Genomic DNA, 15,175 nt, shown 5'->3' with positions numbered 1-15,175 from the left:
CGGCGCCGGTTTAGGGCTCGCAGACCAGCTTGCCCGAACCCATCGCGCTGACCTCGCATTTCGCGCGGCCCTTTACGTGGACTGATCCCGAACCCATCATCGAGGCCTTCACGGTCCCGTCGGATGCCAATTGCGCCCCGCCCGAACCAAGGATCGAAATATCGGCCTTGTCGGCTTTCAGCGGCGCCATTTCGGCGCTGCCGCTGCCCGCGATATTGACTTTGAGGTCGGCGATAGAGCCCGCGCCGCGATATGTGCCCGAACCGCCGATCGAGATGTCCAGCTTGTCGCCCTCGACCTTGGGCGTATCAATATCGCCCGAACCCACGATGTTGATCTGCGCCTCGCGCGCCAGTTCGGCCGCGGTGATGCGCCCCGATCCGGTCATGGTCAGCGATTTGGGCGCGGGCATCGTGACCAGCACCGAAACCGGGCCGCCGGTGTTGTCCCAGCCCTTTGTGTCGCGCATCACGCCAAGCGTGCCGTCCTTCAGGGTGAAACGCAGGTGATTGGCCTGCGTCGGATCGCCCTCGACCTTGATGGCCAGCTTTTCCCCTGGCTCGATCCTGACCGCATCGGGGCCCAGCACCACCACGCCGCTGGGCGCGGGGCCGGACAGGTCCAGTTCGGCCAGCGGCTTGCCTGCGCCATGCAGCGAAATCTCGCCATTGTGGCATCCGGAAAGCGCGGCGGCCATGCCAACGGCGATCATCGGGGCCAAGGTGGATGTGATCTTGCGAAAGTCCATGGGGCTGCTCCCTGACATAGTGCGTATTGGTGTTGTAATACACCACGCACCCAAAGGGAAGCCCCAAAGAAAAAGGGGCCGCCCCGGCGGGCAGCCCCTCTTTGCAAACCCATACGGGGCCCGCGCCGATCAAACGGCGGCGGCAGCGGCCTCGTAATACTTGGGCGCATACTCGTTCAGGATCGCGAGGATCTTCTTCAGAGCAGCCGGTTCGTCCGTCTTTTCCATCGCGGCCAGTTCGCGCGCAAGGCGGCTGGAGGCGGCTTCAAAGATCTGGCGTTCCGAATAGGACTGCTCGGGCTGATCGTCGGCGCGGAACAGGTCGCGGGTCACTTCGGCGATCGACACCAGATCGCCCGAATTGATCTTCGCTTCATATTCCTGAGCGCGGCGCGACCACATGGTGCGCTTCACCTTGGGCTTGCCCTTGAGCGTGTCCATCGCTTCGCGCAGGGTCTTGTCCGAGGACAGCTTGCGCATGCCGATGGCTTCGACCTTGTTAACCGGAACGCGCAGCGTCATGCGTTCTTTTTCAAACCGCAACACATACAGTTCAAGCTTCATCCCCGCGATCTCCTGCTCGAGCAGTTCGATCACCCGGCCAACGCCGTGCTTGGGGTATACGACGTAATCTCCGACATCGAAGGCGTGCGCCTTGGCGGTCATCTATCGTCCTTTCACTCGGCCCGGTGCAACATGGAGAGGATCACGGCGAATATTGCGCATGCCCGGGCAAAAGTGATGAGCTTTTGCTGCGGTATGATGCGAAACATCAACCGAGTGCTGCAACGACGCCTTTCATGGTCAGGGGGTTCGACCCGGTTTTTTGCGATGACGACAGGCCAGACATAGGGACAGCCTGTCGCGACTGTCCTATTATATAGCACGCCTGTAACAAAATTGCCAGAGGCCAGCGGTGCGTTTATCGCAACCCCAGCCTCTGGCAGCAAAATTTTATCGTTCAGGCATGTGAAATGCCTTCCGGGGGTGATTCGTTCCCCGGTAGAATCTCTTAGTCGCCTTCACCCGGCGCTTCGGAGAACAGCTTTTCGAACTTGCCTTCCACGCCCTTGAATTCGTCGGCGTCGGCGGGCGAATCCTTCTTGGTGGTGATGTTGGGCCATTCGGCGCTGTACTTGGTGTTCAGCTCGAGCCACTGCTCCAGACCGCTTTCGGTGTCGGGCAGAATGGCTTCGGCCGGGCATTCCGGTTCGCAAACGCCGCAATCGATGCATTCGCTCGGATTGATCACCAGCATGTTTTCGCCTTCGTAAAAGGCGTCAACCGGGCACACTTCCACGCAATCCATGTATTTGCAGCGGATGCAGGCGTCGGTAACGACATAGGTCATGGCTGCAAATCCCCTTTCGATGAAGAACAAACTTTCCCCGCTGCTAGTGGGGAAGGGGCGGTCTCGTCAAGCGCCTCATAACAGCTTTGTGCCTCATTTGGCGGTCCGCGCCGATTTGGCATCGCAATCAGGCGGATGATCCGCACCCCCGAAGGCACCGGCAGCACCAGCACATCGCCCACCGCCACCGAGGCCGAGCAGCGTTCGATGCGCGTGCCGTTGCGACGGATATGGCCCGCCTCCACCCATTCCTTCGCCGCCCCGCGGGTTTTGACCAGCCGCAAAAACCAGAGGAGCTTGTCGATCCGCATCAGGCCACCAGCGCGGCCAGAGCGGCAAACGGGCTGTCGGCATCCATCGCGCCGGGCTGGCGGGCGGCGGCTTCGGCCTCGCGCCGCGGCGGTTGCCAGCGCCAGACCAGCGGGGCGGGCGGCCCATAGGTTTCGGCCGGCAGCGCGCGCGGCATGATCGGGCGAAACCCGCCCAGCCGCAGCAGATGCGCATAGGCCCGCGTCGAAAGGCCGATCTTCACCGCCTCGGCCGGATCGAGCGAGAAGCTGGCCTGCCCGCCCTTGCCGTTTTTGCCGACCTTTCCGCCCGCCGCCTTGCGCCGCCCATGGGCCTCGCGCAGCAACCGGTCGGCCCGGTCGATGCGCAGCGCCTCCTGACCCAACCGGCGATAGGCGCGCGGCACCGGCTTGTCGCCCAACTTGACCACCGGGGCCATGGGCTGGGCAATGACGCCTTTGGCCCCCACCGCCGATTGCCACAATTGCAGCGGCGCGGCCTTGACCATCGCGGGGTGAAACAGATCGAGCGGCCCGATCCGCACGCCCAGCCGCCGCAGCACATCGCGCTGGGGCGGCGAGAGTTTTTCCACCCCCGAGGCGGCGCGATCCACCATCCCGCCCCCCTCGATCATGCGGATCAGCAGCGCGCGCAGGTCCGACCCGCTCTCGGGATCAAGGCTGGCCGCCTCCATCGCCGCCAGCGGGGCCAGTGGTTTCCAGCGCCGCGCCAGCCATTGCCCCAGCGCCGCGATCAGATCGGCGCGCAAGGGCGCGGCCATCCGGTCGAGCAAGGGCGCCGCGATCAGCGTAGGGGTGAGCAGCGCCCGCCCCCGCGCAATCCGGGCCAGAGGATGGCCATGCCAGGTGATGCTCTCGCCCTGCATCGCCACATCGGCCTCATCGGCATGGAGCGCCGCGATCAATTCGCCCGCGCGCCGGGCCAGCAGTTCGGGCAGATGCTTTTCCGCCGCCGCCTGCAATAACCGCGCATCCTCATGCCGCGCCGAGGGATCAACGCGAAAGGCAAAACCGCTCAACGTGCCGATCTTCTCGCCCTCGACCAGCACATCATCGCCCTCCATCGCCACGGAAAGCAGGCCCGCATCCGGCCCCAGCTTGCGCATCAGCACGGTGGTGCGCCGGTTGACGAAACGCTCGGTCAGGCGGGCATGGAGCGCATCGGACAGGCGCGATTCGACCTCACGCGCGCGGGCGGCCATTTCATCGCGGGCCAGCACCCAATCGGGCCGCTGGCAGATATAGGACCACGAACGCACCGCCGAAATCCGGCCCTGCAGCGTGTCAATGTCGCCCTGTGTGTTGTCCAATTGCGCGATGGCGCGCGGGGCGGTGTCGGCGCCCAGCGGCCCGTGGCGCAATTCCTCCCACAGGCGGGCGACAAAGCGGGCATGGGTTTCGGCCCCCTGTTGGCGAAAATCGGGCAGCGAGCAGGCCTCCCAAAAGCGGCGCACCAGCCCTGTGCCGCGCACGCCGGGGGCAATATCGGGGTCTTCGGCCAGGCGCTTGAGCACGGCCAGATCGATGGCTTGGGGCGCTGCGATCAGTTCAGCCTTGGCCGGGGGCCGTTCGAGCGAATCGATCAGCCGCGCCACCGAATCGAAGGACAGATCGCTTTCGCGCCAGAACAGGCGGGTCAGCGGCGCGAAGCGATGCTCCTCGATCGCATAGATTTCCTCATCGGTAAATTCCGCGTCATGGCCACCGGTCCCGGCCAGTGTGCCAAAGGTGCCGTCGCGCTGATGCCGCCCGGCGCGCCCGGCGATTTGCGCCATTTCGGTGGGCAGCAGGCGGCGTTGGCGCACCCCGTCATATTTCGACAGCCCGGCGAAAGCCACATGAGTGATGTCGAGGTTCAGCCCCATGCCGATGGCATCGGTGGCGACCAGATAATCGACCTCGCCCGATTGATAGAGTTCGACTTGCCGGTTGCGGGTTTCGGGGGAAAGCGCCCCCATCACCACCGCCGCACCGCCGCGAAACCGGCGCAGCATTTCGGCCACGGCATAGACCTGCTCGGCCGAAAAGGCGACGATGGCGCTGCGCGGCGGCACGCGCGAGAGCTTCTTGGCTCCCGAATGGCTCAGCGTGGAAAAACGCGGACGGCTCACGATTTCGGCCTCGGGCACGAGCGACTTGACCAGCGGTTCCATCACCGATGAGCCAAGCAGCATCGTCTCATCGCGCCCGCGCGCATGCAGCAGGCGGTCGGTGAAAATATGCCCCCGGTCGCGGTCGCCGCAGAGCTGAATTTCATCGATGGCGACAAAGGACAGGTCGGTGAAGCGGGCATTGGCCCCTTGCTTCGAGCCTCCCCTCACCGGCATCGCCTCGACCGTACACAGCAGCCAACGCGCATTCGGCGGCTCGATCCGCTCCTCGCCGGTGATCAGCGCGACATGCTCGGCCCCCTTGATCGCGCAGACCTTTTCATAGACCTCGCGCGCCAGCAGGCGCAGCGGAAAGCCGATGGCGCCCGAGGAATGGGCGCAGAGCCGCTCGATGGCCAGATGGGTCTTGCCCGTGTTGGTAGGGCCAAGCACGGCCTTCACCCGGCCATCATGGGATTGTTGCGGGCGAAACGAAGCGCGCAAGTTGGGGGTGTGAACCATTACCCCCTGAATGTGGCAAAGCAGACCCGGCCCCGCAAGGGGCGCTTTGTCGCATTCGGCCTTCATTGGTCCAATAAGCCACAGGTTTAGCGATGGCTTAACCATCGTGATGCAAGGAGAGAGGGGTAGAAATCTCCTTTGCAAAGGCCGTCATGGCAAGCCGCGATTTTTCCGCCCCTGTTGCTCTACCCCATGCGCTGGCCGCAAGGATGCAGCGCGCCTTGCGCGGCTTCGACATGGCCACCGATCTGGCCGAGGACATCGGCACGGCGCGCTGGTTTCGCGGGCTGGGGGTGATGCTGGGCGGGATCGGTCTGGCGGTGGCGCTGTGGCCGGGGCAGGCCGCCGCGCCCGCGATCCCCTCAACGCCGATGGACGCCGCCACGCGTGAGGAATGGCGCAGCCAGACCGTCCAGCCGCTGCTCTATGGCGGCGATACCGGGCGCCGGATGGGGCCGACCGCGCGCCTTGTCCCGCTGGCGCAGGCGCCCGAGCGACCCAGCCTCGATCTCTCGGTCATGCTGGCGCAGGAGGACAGCATCGAGGCCATGTTGAACCGGGCCGGGGTCTCGGCGGCGGACAATGGCGCGGTGCGCAGCGCGCTGGCCTCGGCGGTGGCGCTGGAGGATATTGCGCCGGGCACGCGCTTTGCCCTGCATCTGGGGCAGGCGGCAGGCGCAGGGGCGGCGCGCCGGCTCGAAAGCCTTTCGCTGCGTGCGCGTTTTGATCTTGATCTCACGCTGACCCGTTCGGGCGCCGGTTTTGTCGTGGCCCGTCATGTCCTGCCGGTTGATTCAACCCCTTTGCGTATTCGCGGCGTGGCCGGGACCAGCGTCTATCGCGCAGCGCGGGCCGCCGGCGCACCGATGAAGGCGATTCAGCAATTCCTTGCCGCTATCGATGCCCATCTCAGCCTGGATCAGGTGCATCAGGGCGATGTGTTCGACATGGTGGTCGATTATAAACGCGCGCCCGATGGTCAGGTCGAGGTGGGCGATCTGGAATATGCCGCCATCGAGTCGGGCGGCCATATGGCCAAGCAATTGCTGCGCTGGGGCCGGGGCCGCGATGCGCAATTCTATGACGCATCGGACATGGCCGAACAACGCGCGACGCAGGCGCTGGTGATGCCGGTGGCCGGGGCGCGGATCAGTTCGGGCTTTGGCCTGCGGCTGCATCCCATCCTGGGCTTTGCGCGGATGCATGCGGGCACCGATCTGGCCGCGCCATGGGGCGCCCCGGTCTATGCGGTGGCCGATGCGCTGGTCAATTTCGTCGGGCCGCATGGCGGGCATGGCAATTACATCCGCCTCGATCATGGCGGGGCGGTCTCCACCGGCTATGGCCACCTATCCCGCTTTGCCGTTGCGCCGGGGATGCGGGTGCGCGCCGGGCAGGTGATCGGCTATGTCGGCTCGACCGGCCTGTCGACAGGCGCGCATCTGCATTATGAAGTGTTTCGCGGCGGGCAGGCGGTGGATCCGATGTCGGTGGGCTTTACCGTGCGCGCCGGGGTGGACCGGGCCGAACTGGCCGCCTTTCGCGCGCGACTGGGGCAAATGCTTCACGTGAAACCTTCGGGCGGGCTGGGGCCTGTGGTGACGCATATGGCGATGGGTTCGCTGCCCCGCGCGGCCTATTGATTGGCGTCAAAGCCTGCCGGGCTGGCGCATGGCAGCGAGGTTTGATAGACCCGTTGCATAAGGAAGCCCCCGCGTGAATGATACGAGTGATCAGGTGCAGGCCGAGGAAACCGCCCGCAAGACGCCCTATGAGCGGCTGGGCGGGCGCGAGGTGATCGCGGCCATTGCCAACCGCTTCTATGATCTGATGGAAAGCGACCCGGCCTATGCAAAGCTGCGTGCGATGCATGCCGCCGATCTGGGGCCGATGCGCGAAAGCCTGACCGGGTTTCTGACCGGATGGTCGGGCGGGCCGCGTGACTGGTTCGCCTCGGGCAAATGCATGATGAGCATGCATCGCGGATTGCCCATCGCCCGCGAGACGGCCGATCAATGGGCCGCCGCCATGGCCCGCGCGATTGCCGATGTGGCCCCGGCGGATCGGGTGATGGCCGATGCGATGGCGGGCGTGCTGGAGGAAATCGCCGGTTCGATGGTCCCGGTTCAGGCGCCAGCAGACTGAATGCACAGGCTCGACCGCTCCCGACGCAGCCTTGCCATCGCTCTTTCGGCGCTGGCGGGCTTTGTCGATGCCAGCGGGTTTGTTGCCAATGGCGGCTATTTCATCTCGTTCATGTCGGGCAATTCGACGCGCATGGCGGTCGATCTGGTCACCGCGCCTTATCGTGCGCTGGTGCCTGCCGGACTGATCCTCGGCTTTGTGCTGGGCGTGGCGCTGGGAACGGCGGTGGCGGCGCGGGCCGGATTATGGCGCAAGGTGGCGGTGCTGGGCATGGTCTGCGCGCTGTTGACGCTGGGCGCGCTGGGGCATGGGACGGTGGTGGCCCAGGGGGCGCTGGTGCTGGCCATGGGAGCGCTCAACGCCACGTTTCAGCGTGAGGGCGAGGGAACGCTGGCGCTGACCTATGTAACCGGCGCGCTGGTCAAGGCGGGGCAGGCGCTGGGCATGGCGGCGCAGGGCCAGCGCGTGACCGGCGCCGGGGCCAGTCTGGCGCTGTGGCTGGGACTGGTGCTGGGCGGGATCGGCGGGGCGGCGATGGGGCTGCACTATCCCGCAGCGGGGCTGTGGCTGGGGGCGGCTTGGGCGCTGGCCGCGATGATCGCGGCCATACGCATCACTCGCCAATAGAGAGCAATTTTTCGCGCGAGGTGGCCCCGCGCAGCAAAGTGACCCGGCTTGCCCCCAGACCCAGCGCGGCGGCCACCAGCTCGATCACCGCCTCGGTGGCTTTGCCGTCCTCCGGCTTGGCGCGGACCTTGACCAGCAGGCGGCCTTGCGCAATCTCGACCGCCTCGCTGCGTGCGCCCGGCGTCACCTTCACTGCCAGCCTGCCCTCGCCATCCACCAGCGCGCGGATCGCCTCGGGCGCGGGCAGGGCGATTTTAGGCCGCGCCATGCAGCAGCATATCGTCCAGCGCCGCCTTATGATCGCGCCCGTTGCGGACATAGGCGGCGACATTGCGCGCCATATCGGCCAATTGGGCATCGTCCATCTCGCGGGCATAGCGCGCGGGTTGGCCGATCCACATCTGGCGGCTGGGAATGCGCTTGCCGGGGCTGAGCAGTGCGCCCGCGGCCAGCATCCCGTCCTCTTCGATCACGCAGCCATCCATGACGATGGCGCCCAGCCCGACAAAGGCGCGGTCCATCAGCGTGCAGCCATGCACCATCGCCATATGGCCGATCAGCACATCCTCGCCGATAATGGTGGGAAATCCTTCGGGACGGCCCGGTTTGGGGCTGTCGCAATGGATGACGCTGCCATCCTGGATATTGCTGCGTGCGCCGATGCGGATGGAATGCGCGTCGCCGCGGATGACGCAATTGTACCAGACGCTGACATCCGGGCCGATTTCGACATCGCCGATGATCCGGCAACCGGGCGCAATAAAGGCGCTGTCATGAATACGGGGCCAGATGCCCTTGAACGGGGCGATGGTGATGTCTGAACGCATGATGTCCTCTCAGCCTTTGGGCCGTGCAATGCGATAGAGAACATGGGGACGCAAGCGGTCAGTTTCCAGAAGGGCGGGATGATCGAAATCTTCGTGGGGCGCATGGGCCATGCCGATGCGCCCCATCAGCGCGCGGCTCTTGGCATTTTCGCGCGTGGTGATGGCAACGATGGTGGCCATATCGCGATGCGCCCATGACCAATCCAGCACCGCGCGGGCGCTCTCCGTGCCATACCCTTGCCCCCACGCCTCGCGGGCCAGACGCCAGCCAATCTCATATTCCACCAGCGGCGGGCGGGGCGGGCAAAATCCGCACATGCCCAGGAATTGCCCATCGCGGCGCCCATCTCCGGGCCGCTCCATCACCCAGAAGGTATGGCCATGCTGCGCCTGCATCGCCATCATCCGGTCGATCATCGCATCGCTGCCCTCGCGGGTCAGCGGGGGGAGGTAGCGCATCACCTCGGGGTCCTGCGCCATGGCCCATGCGGCGTCGCGGTCGCGATCCTCCCACGGGCGCAGGATCAGGCGAGGGGTGATGATGGGCAGAGCGTCAGCCATTGAGCAGGCGCGCGGCATGCAGCGCATGATAGGTCAACACCCCGCTACAGCCCGCCCGCTTGAAGGCCAGCAGGGTTTCGAGCACCATCGTGTCGCGGTCGGCGGCGCCTGCGGCCACGGCGGCCTCGATCATCGCATATTCGCCCGACACCTGATAGGCAAAGACCGGCACGCCGAATTGCTGCTTCACGCGGATGGCAATGTCCAGATAGGGCAGGCCGGGTTTGACCATCACGCTGTCCGCGCCCTCGGCCAAATCGACGGCGACCTCGCGCAGCGCTTCCTCGGCATTGGCCGGGTCCATCTGATAGGTCTTCTTGTTGCCCTTCAGCAGCCCGCGCGATCCCACCGCATCGCGGAAGGGGCCGTAAAAGGCGCTGGCATATTTGGCGGCATAGGACATGATCTGGACGTTATGGTGGTTTTCGGCCTCCAGCGCCTGGCGGATCGTGCCGATGCGGCCGTCCATCATATCCGAAGGGGCAATGATATCCGCGCCCGCCGCCGCCTGATTGAGCGACTGGCCTACCAGCACCTCGACCGTGGCGTCATTCAGCACATAGCCCTCGCCGTCGATCAGCCCGTCCTGGCCATGGCTGGTATAGGGATCAAGCGCGACATCGGTGAGCACGCCAATATCATCGCCGCAGGCATCCTTGATCGCCCGGATCGCGCGGCACATCAGATTGTCGGGGTTCAGCGCCTCGGCGCCATCCTCGCTGCGGCGTTCGGGCTGGGTATTGGGGAACAGCGCCAGCACGGGAATACCCTGCGCCACGGCTTCCTTGGCGCGCGCCACGATGCCGTCCACGCTCCAGCGCGAGACGCCCGGCAGCGAGGGGATCGGTTCCTCAACGCCTGTGCCCTCGGTCACGAACAGCGGCCAGATGAGATCGGCAGGGGTCAGGATATGTTCGCGATGAAGCGCGCGCGACCAGCCGGTGGCTCGGGTGCGGCGCAGGCGAAGCGCCGGAAAGGGCGCGGGGATGGTCTGGGTCATGGGCGCAGGGTCTAAACCCGTTGCGCCGCCGGGAAAAGCGGCAATTGGCGGGCGGGACTATTTGCCCCACCCGCCAATCGCCTGATTTATCGACTTATTCGCTGTCGCCTTCGTTTTCGCCGCCGTTTTCGGACGATTCAGATGCGGCGTTCGACTTCTTCTTGCCCTTGGGCGTCTTTTTCGCGTCCAGTTTCGGCGCGGCCGGCACGAGCAGGAAGGTCAGCTCGCTCTTGCCGTTCTCGCCTTCCTTGACCGTGACATTGACCTCGCCGCCATGGGCCAGCTTGCCGAACAGCAGTTCCTCGGCCAGCGGCTGCTTGACCTTGTCCTGTATCAGGCGCGACATCGGCCGCGCGCCATAAAGCCGGTCATAGCCGCGATCACCCAGCCATTCGCGGGCCGCCGCGTCGAACTGGATATGCACGTTCTGATCGGCCAGCTGCAGTTCGAGCTGGAGGATGAACTTGTCCACCACGCGGCTGACCACTTCCTTGCCCAGATAGGCGAAGGGCACGATGGCATCCAGACGGTTGCGGAATTCCGGCGTGAACAGGTTCTTGACCGCCTCATCGCCCGCATCCGCCTTGGAAATGTCGCCAAAGCCGATGCCGCTGCGCGCCATGTCGGATGCGCCCGCATTGGTGGTCATGATCAGGATCACGTTGCGGAAATCGACCGTCTTGCCGTGGTGATCGGTCAGGCGGCCATTGTCCATCACCTGCAGCAGGATGTTGAACAGATCCGGGTGGGCCTTTTCGATTTCGTCGAGCAGCAGTACGCAATGGGGCTGTTGATCGATGGCATCGGTGAGCAGACCGCCCTGATCAAAGCCGACATAGCCCGGAGGGGCGCCGATCAGGCGCGAGACCGAATGGCGCTCCATATATTCCGACATGTCGAAACGCTGGAGCGGGATGCCCATGATTTCCGACAGGCGCTTGGCCACCTCGGTCTTGCCGACGCCGGTGGGGCCGGAAAAGAGGAAGCAGCCGATCGGCTTGTCGGGATCGCGCAGGCCCGCCCGGCTCAGCTTCATGGCCGAGGAGAGCACTTCGATAGCCTTGTCCTGACCGAACACCTGACGCTTGAGGTCGCGCTCCAGATGGCCCAGCACCGCGCGGTCGTCCTTGCTGACGGACTTGGGCGGGATGCGCGCCATCGTGGCGATCACGGCCTCGATCTCGCGTTCGGTGATGGTCTTCTTGCGCTTGGACGGCGGCACCAGCATCTGCATCGCGCCCACTTCGTCGATCACGTCGATCGCCTTGTCGGGCAGTTTGCGGTCGTTGATATAGCGCGCCGAGAGCTCCACCGCCGACTTGATGGCAGCGGGCGTGTATTTCACCTTGTGGTGATCCTCGAACGCGGTGCGCAGACCCTTGAGGATCTTGATCGTATCCTCGATGCTCGGCTCGTTCACGTCGATCTTCTGGAACCGGCGCAGCAGGGCGCGGTCCTTTTCGAAGTGATTGCGGAACTCTTTGTAGGTGGTCGAGCCGATGCAGCGGATCGACCCGCCCGACAGCGCAGGCTTGAGCAGGTTGGAGGCATCCATCGCCCCGCCGCTGGTCGCGCCAGCGCCGATCACGGTGTGGATCTCGTCGATGAAGAGGATCGCGTGCGGCATCTTTTCCAGCTCGGAAACGACCTGCTTCAACCGCTCCTCGAAATCGCCGCGATAGCGCGTGCCCGCCAACAGCGAGCCCATGTCGAGCGAATAGATCACCGCATTGGCCAACACCTCGGGCACTTCGCCCTCGACGATCTTGCGCGCAAGGCCCTCGGCAATCGCGGTTTTACCCACGCCGGGATCGCCCACATAGAGCGGGTTGTTCTTGGACCGGCGGCACAGGATCTGGATCGTGCGGTCCACCTCGGGCCCGCGCCCGATCAGCGGGTCGACCTTGCCGCCCAGCGCCTTGTCATTGAGATTGACGCAGAACTGGTCAAGCGCCGAATCCTTCTTGTTGGCGTTGTTCGACGACTTGGTTTCCTGCTTTTCTTCCTGACGCGGTTCTTCGGCTTCGGCGCCCTTGGGGCTCTTGTCCTCGATCTTCTTGCCGCCCTTGCCGATGCCGTGGCTGATAAAGCTGACGGCATCCAGACGGCTCATGTCCTGCTGCTGCAGGAAATAGACCGCATAGGAATCGCGTTCGGAGAACAGGGCGACCAGCACATTGGCGCCGGTGACCGTATCCTTGCCGCTGGACTGGACATGCAGGATGGCGCGCTGGATCACGCGCTGGAAACCGGCGGTCGGGGCCGGATCGCCCTTTTCCTTGGTTTTCAGGCTTTGATATTCCTGATCCAGATATTGCTTCACCGCCTCGGCCAGATCGCCCAGATCCACGCCGCAGGCGATCATCACCTGCGATGCATCGGGATCGTCGATCAACGCCAGCAGGAGATGCTCCAGCGTTGCATATTCATGGCTGCGCTCCGACGCCTGGCTGAGAGCCGCGTGGAGGGTCTTTTCGAGACTTTGGGCGAAACTGGGCATTGATCGCGCTTTCGCTACTAAGAGGGCAGGGGGCTGGAGGGGCGGGATGGGCGAGCAAGCCGGGATTTTACCCCGGCAGGATATGCGACAACAGGTGTGATAAAGACCATATGGCGATCCCCTGGACAATTACGAGGGGGCACGCGCATCAGCTTGTCGCACCGGATGGGGTTGGGCCCGATGAAGATGGACCGGGCAAGTGGGGAGTACGAAACAGCGCCTCGGCGGCAAGGCGGTTGGCGGCGCTGCGGGCCTTGTGCGCGCGCACCCGCGCAATCTCGGCCTCCAGCAGAATCACCCGCGCGTCCAGTTCGTCGATCGAATAAGGCTCAAGGCTCTCCAAAGAGAGGGAGGCCGCAGCGTCCTTGCGACCGCTTGCCAAAGCATGGGGGCGATCTTCATCTTCCATTGGCCACAGCATCGGTCCGCTTTCGCTTGCTGTCAACAGGGCGTGAGGCTAGGGATTACAGTTAAATAGTGTATTGCAGCATGACGGGGCGATCATGGGGTCTGTGCTTCCCGAATTTATGAAGGCGGTGACATTCGATCAGCCGGGGCCGGTACAGGTTCTGAAACTGTCTGATCTGGCCATTCCCATGCCTGCTGCGGGGCAGGTTCTGGTCAAGGTGGCCGCCGCCGGGGTCAATCGCCCCGATGTGATTCAACGGCTTGGCCAATATCCCGCGCCCAAGGGTCATTCCCCCATTCTTGGCCTGGAAATCGCGGGCGAGGTGGTCGCGCTGGGCGCCGGGGTCGATCCGACCTTGCTGGGCCAGAACGTCTGCGCGCTGGTCAATGGCGGGGGATACGCACAATACTGTATTGCCGAGGCGGGCATGTGTCTGCCCGTGCCCGACGGCCTGTCGATGGCCGAGGCCGCCGCCATCCCCGAAACGCTGTTTACCGTTTGGCACAATGTGTTCGAACGCGGCTGGGCCTGCGAGGGCGAACGCGTGCTGGTCCATGGCGGCACCAGCGGGATCGGCACGATGGCCATTGCGCTGGGCAAGGTTTTCGGGCTGGAGGTGATCGTCACCTGCGGCAGCGATGAGAAATGCGCGCGCGCGATCGAACTGGGCGCGGCCCATGCGATCAATTACCGCAGCCATGATTTCGTCGAAGAGGTCAAACGCATCACCGATGGCGAGGGCGTACATCTGGTGCTCGACATGGTGGCGGGCGATTATGTTGCGCGCAATCTGAAATGTCTGGCCGAGGACGGGCGCCATGTCACCATCGCGGTGCAGGGCGGGGCCAAGGCGGAAATCCCGATGTGGCAGGTCATGGCGCGCCGTCTGACGCTGACGGGATCGACGCTGCGCGCACGTTCGAATGCGTTCAAGGCCCTGCTGGCGCAGGAGATCGAGGCCAATGTCTGGCCGCTGGTCGATGAGGGCGAGGTGCGGCCGGTGATGGCCCGCACCTATCGGCTGGAACAGGCTGCACAGGCCCACGCCCAGATGGAATCGGGCGATCTGGTCGGCAAGATTGTGCTGGAGGTGCTATGAGCTATCCGTTGCTGCGCCTGAGCGATGACCGGGCATGGGTGGAAATCCGCAAAGGGCGCGGCGCGGTGACGTGGAATGATATGGAGCGCGTCTTTGCAGGCGCGGCCAAGGCCGGGCAGGAATGGCGCGGCGAAGAGGGCGGCAAGCTTTCGGGGCGTTGCTGCATCGCGCCCGCCTATGTCGATTCCACGCTCAGCCTGCCCTATGCCGTGCATGGTCAGGACGGGGTGAATGAGGGGCAGGCCGTCGAACTGGACTTTCCCGATGACATGATCTGGAAAGCGTCGCTGCATGGGCAGGCTTTTGTCCTGCATGAAGATCCGATTTCGGCCAATTGCTACAAGATCCGGCTGACGGCGGCCCTGCTGGGCCTGCCTCTGTCGCGCCGGGCCTATGACATCCGCAAGGGCGAGACGCGGACGCCGGAATTTCTGGCGCGGGTCAATGCCAATGGGCGCATCCCGGTGCTGGAAATCGCCGGGGCCGCCGGCATCCGCTTTCTGCCCGAAAGCAACGCTGCCTGCTGGTATCTGGCCAGCGGCTCGCGGCTGATCCCGACCGATCGTTTTGCGCAGGCCGACATGCTGCGCTGGATGTTCTTTGAACAATATAACCATGAGCCGAATGTGGCCACGCTGCGTTTCTGGCTGGCCTATATCGGCGAGGAGAACCTGAGCGAGGCGCAAAAGGGACAATTGGCCGCCAAGCGCAGCGCGGGCGAGGCGGCGCTGGGCCTGATGGAGGAGCATCTGGCCCGCCATGACTGGTTCGTGGGCGATGGCGTCTCGCTGGCCGATATCGCGCTTTTTGCCTATACCCATGTGGCCGAGGAAGGCCGCTTCGTTCTGGATGATTTTCCCGCCATCAAGCGCTGGATCGCACGGGTTGCGGCGCTGCCGGGCTTTGTGCCGCTGAATTAGGCTGCAAATCCGCGCGAATTTGCGGCAAAACGCTTGCCCAGAATCAATCCCGCGCTTATGGGGAAAAG

The 15,175-nt window shown here is 64.6% G+C and carries 16 protein-coding genes; 5 read left to right on the top strand and 11 right to left on the bottom strand.

Annotated features, from left to right (window positions below):
• Window positions 1–10: 10 nt before the first annotated feature.
• From PQ467_RS01230 to PQ467_RS01210, 5 genes are all read right to left on the bottom strand, one after another.
• Entirely contained in the window at window positions 11–748 is a 738-nt protein-coding gene (locus PQ467_RS01230; protein WP_274174759.1) for a head GIN domain-containing protein, read from the bottom strand.
• A 129-nt stretch (window positions 749–877) separates the two neighbouring features.
• On the bottom strand, window positions 878–1,414 hold the full coding sequence (locus PQ467_RS01225; RefSeq protein WP_274174758.1) for a CarD family transcriptional regulator: 537 nt from the start codon (window positions 1,412–1,414) through the stop codon (window positions 878–880).
• Between the two features lie 346 nt (window positions 1,415–1,760).
• Window positions 1,761–2,099 (bottom strand): ferredoxin FdxA, encoded by a 339-nt coding sequence (gene fdxA, locus PQ467_RS01220; protein WP_172340052.1) that lies wholly within the window; start codon window positions 2,097–2,099, stop codon window positions 1,761–1,763.
• On the bottom strand, window positions 2,096–2,410 hold the full coding sequence (locus PQ467_RS01215) for an RNA-binding S4 domain-containing protein (protein WP_274174757.1): 315 nt from the start codon (window positions 2,408–2,410) through the stop codon (window positions 2,096–2,098). Before PQ467_RS01215 ends, fdxA begins: the two co-directional genes overlap by 4 nt.
• Complete coding sequence (locus PQ467_RS01210; RefSeq protein WP_274174756.1) at window positions 2,410–5,019, bottom strand: helicase-related protein; 2,610 nt, start codon at window positions 5,017–5,019, stop codon at window positions 2,410–2,412. The genes PQ467_RS01215 and PQ467_RS01210 overlap by 1 nt, the downstream gene beginning before the upstream one ends.
• 152 nt (window positions 5,020–5,171) lie before the next feature.
• Here PQ467_RS01210 and PQ467_RS01205 point away from each other — a divergent pair, with 152 nt between their 5' ends.
• The 3 genes from PQ467_RS01205 (at window position 5,172) to PQ467_RS01195 (ending at window position 7,791) form a co-directional block, all read left to right on the top strand.
• The gene (locus PQ467_RS01205) at window positions 5,172–6,662 is read left to right on the top strand and encodes a M23 family metallopeptidase (protein WP_274174755.1); all 1,491 of its coding nucleotides are present in this window, start codon (window positions 5,172–5,174) and stop codon (window positions 6,660–6,662) included.
• A gap of 73 nt (window positions 6,663–6,735) precedes the next feature.
• On the top strand, window positions 6,736–7,164 hold the full coding sequence (locus PQ467_RS01200) for a globin domain-containing protein (protein WP_274174754.1): 429 nt from the start codon (window positions 6,736–6,738) through the stop codon (window positions 7,162–7,164).
• On the top strand, window positions 7,165–7,791 hold the full coding sequence (locus PQ467_RS01195) for a YoaK family protein (RefSeq protein ID WP_274174753.1): 627 nt from the start codon (window positions 7,165–7,167) through the stop codon (window positions 7,789–7,791).
• Here the strand turns inward: PQ467_RS01195 and PQ467_RS01190 are convergent.
• The 6 genes from PQ467_RS01190 to PQ467_RS01165 form a co-directional block, all read right to left on the bottom strand.
• Complete coding sequence (locus PQ467_RS01190) at window positions 7,778–8,059, bottom strand: DUF167 domain-containing protein (RefSeq protein ID WP_274174752.1); 282 nt, start codon at window positions 8,057–8,059, stop codon at window positions 7,778–7,780. The two genes, PQ467_RS01195 and PQ467_RS01190, sit on opposite strands and share 14 nt — an antisense overlap.
• On the bottom strand, window positions 8,046–8,618 hold the full coding sequence (locus tag PQ467_RS01185; RefSeq protein WP_274174751.1) for a gamma carbonic anhydrase family protein: 573 nt from the start codon (window positions 8,616–8,618) through the stop codon (window positions 8,046–8,048). Before PQ467_RS01185 ends, PQ467_RS01190 begins: the two co-directional genes overlap by 14 nt.
• A gap of 9 nt (window positions 8,619–8,627) precedes the next feature.
• Window positions 8,628–9,179 carry a GNAT family N-acetyltransferase gene (locus PQ467_RS01180; protein ID WP_274174750.1) on the bottom strand — a complete coding sequence of 184 codons (552 nt, stop codon included), beginning with the start codon at window positions 9,177–9,179 and terminating at the stop codon, window positions 8,628–8,630.
• Window positions 9,172–10,179 (bottom strand): porphobilinogen synthase, encoded by a 1,008-nt coding sequence (gene hemB / locus PQ467_RS01175; protein WP_274174749.1) that lies wholly within the window; start codon window positions 10,177–10,179, stop codon window positions 9,172–9,174. The genes PQ467_RS01180 and hemB overlap by 8 nt, the downstream gene beginning before the upstream one ends.
• A gap of 94 nt (window positions 10,180–10,273) precedes the next feature.
• Window positions 10,274–12,679 (bottom strand): ATP-dependent Clp protease ATP-binding subunit ClpA, encoded by a 2,406-nt coding sequence (gene clpA / locus PQ467_RS01170; RefSeq protein ID WP_274174748.1) that lies wholly within the window; start codon window positions 12,677–12,679, stop codon window positions 10,274–10,276.
• A 148-nt stretch (window positions 12,680–12,827) separates the two neighbouring features.
• On the bottom strand, window positions 12,828–13,100 hold the full coding sequence (locus PQ467_RS01165) for a DUF1192 domain-containing protein (protein ID WP_337995105.1): 273 nt from the start codon (window positions 13,098–13,100) through the stop codon (window positions 12,828–12,830).
• Between the two features lie 82 nt (window positions 13,101–13,182).
• On the opposite strand from PQ467_RS01165, the gene PQ467_RS01160 reads away from it, so the two are divergent.
• Together PQ467_RS01160 and PQ467_RS01155 are read left to right on the top strand one after the other, a co-directional pair.
• Window positions 13,183–14,187, top strand: coding sequence for an NAD(P)H-quinone oxidoreductase (locus PQ467_RS01160; RefSeq protein ID WP_274174747.1), 1,005 nt, complete (start codon window positions 13,183–13,185; stop codon window positions 14,185–14,187).
• Window positions 14,188–14,456: 269 nt separating this feature from the next.
• On the top strand, window positions 14,457–15,107 hold the full coding sequence (locus tag PQ467_RS01155) for a glutathione S-transferase family protein (RefSeq protein WP_274176059.1): 651 nt from the start codon (window positions 14,457–14,459) through the stop codon (window positions 15,105–15,107).
• Window positions 15,108–15,175 lie beyond the last annotated feature (68 nt).

Origin of the sequence: Novosphingobium sp. KACC 22771, assembly GCF_028736195.1 — a bacterium.
Lineage (GTDB): Bacteria > Pseudomonadota > Alphaproteobacteria > Sphingomonadales > Sphingomonadaceae > Novosphingobium.
The sequence above is the reverse complement of the archived record's forward strand: the minus strand, read 5'-3'. Positions and strand labels throughout refer to the sequence as shown.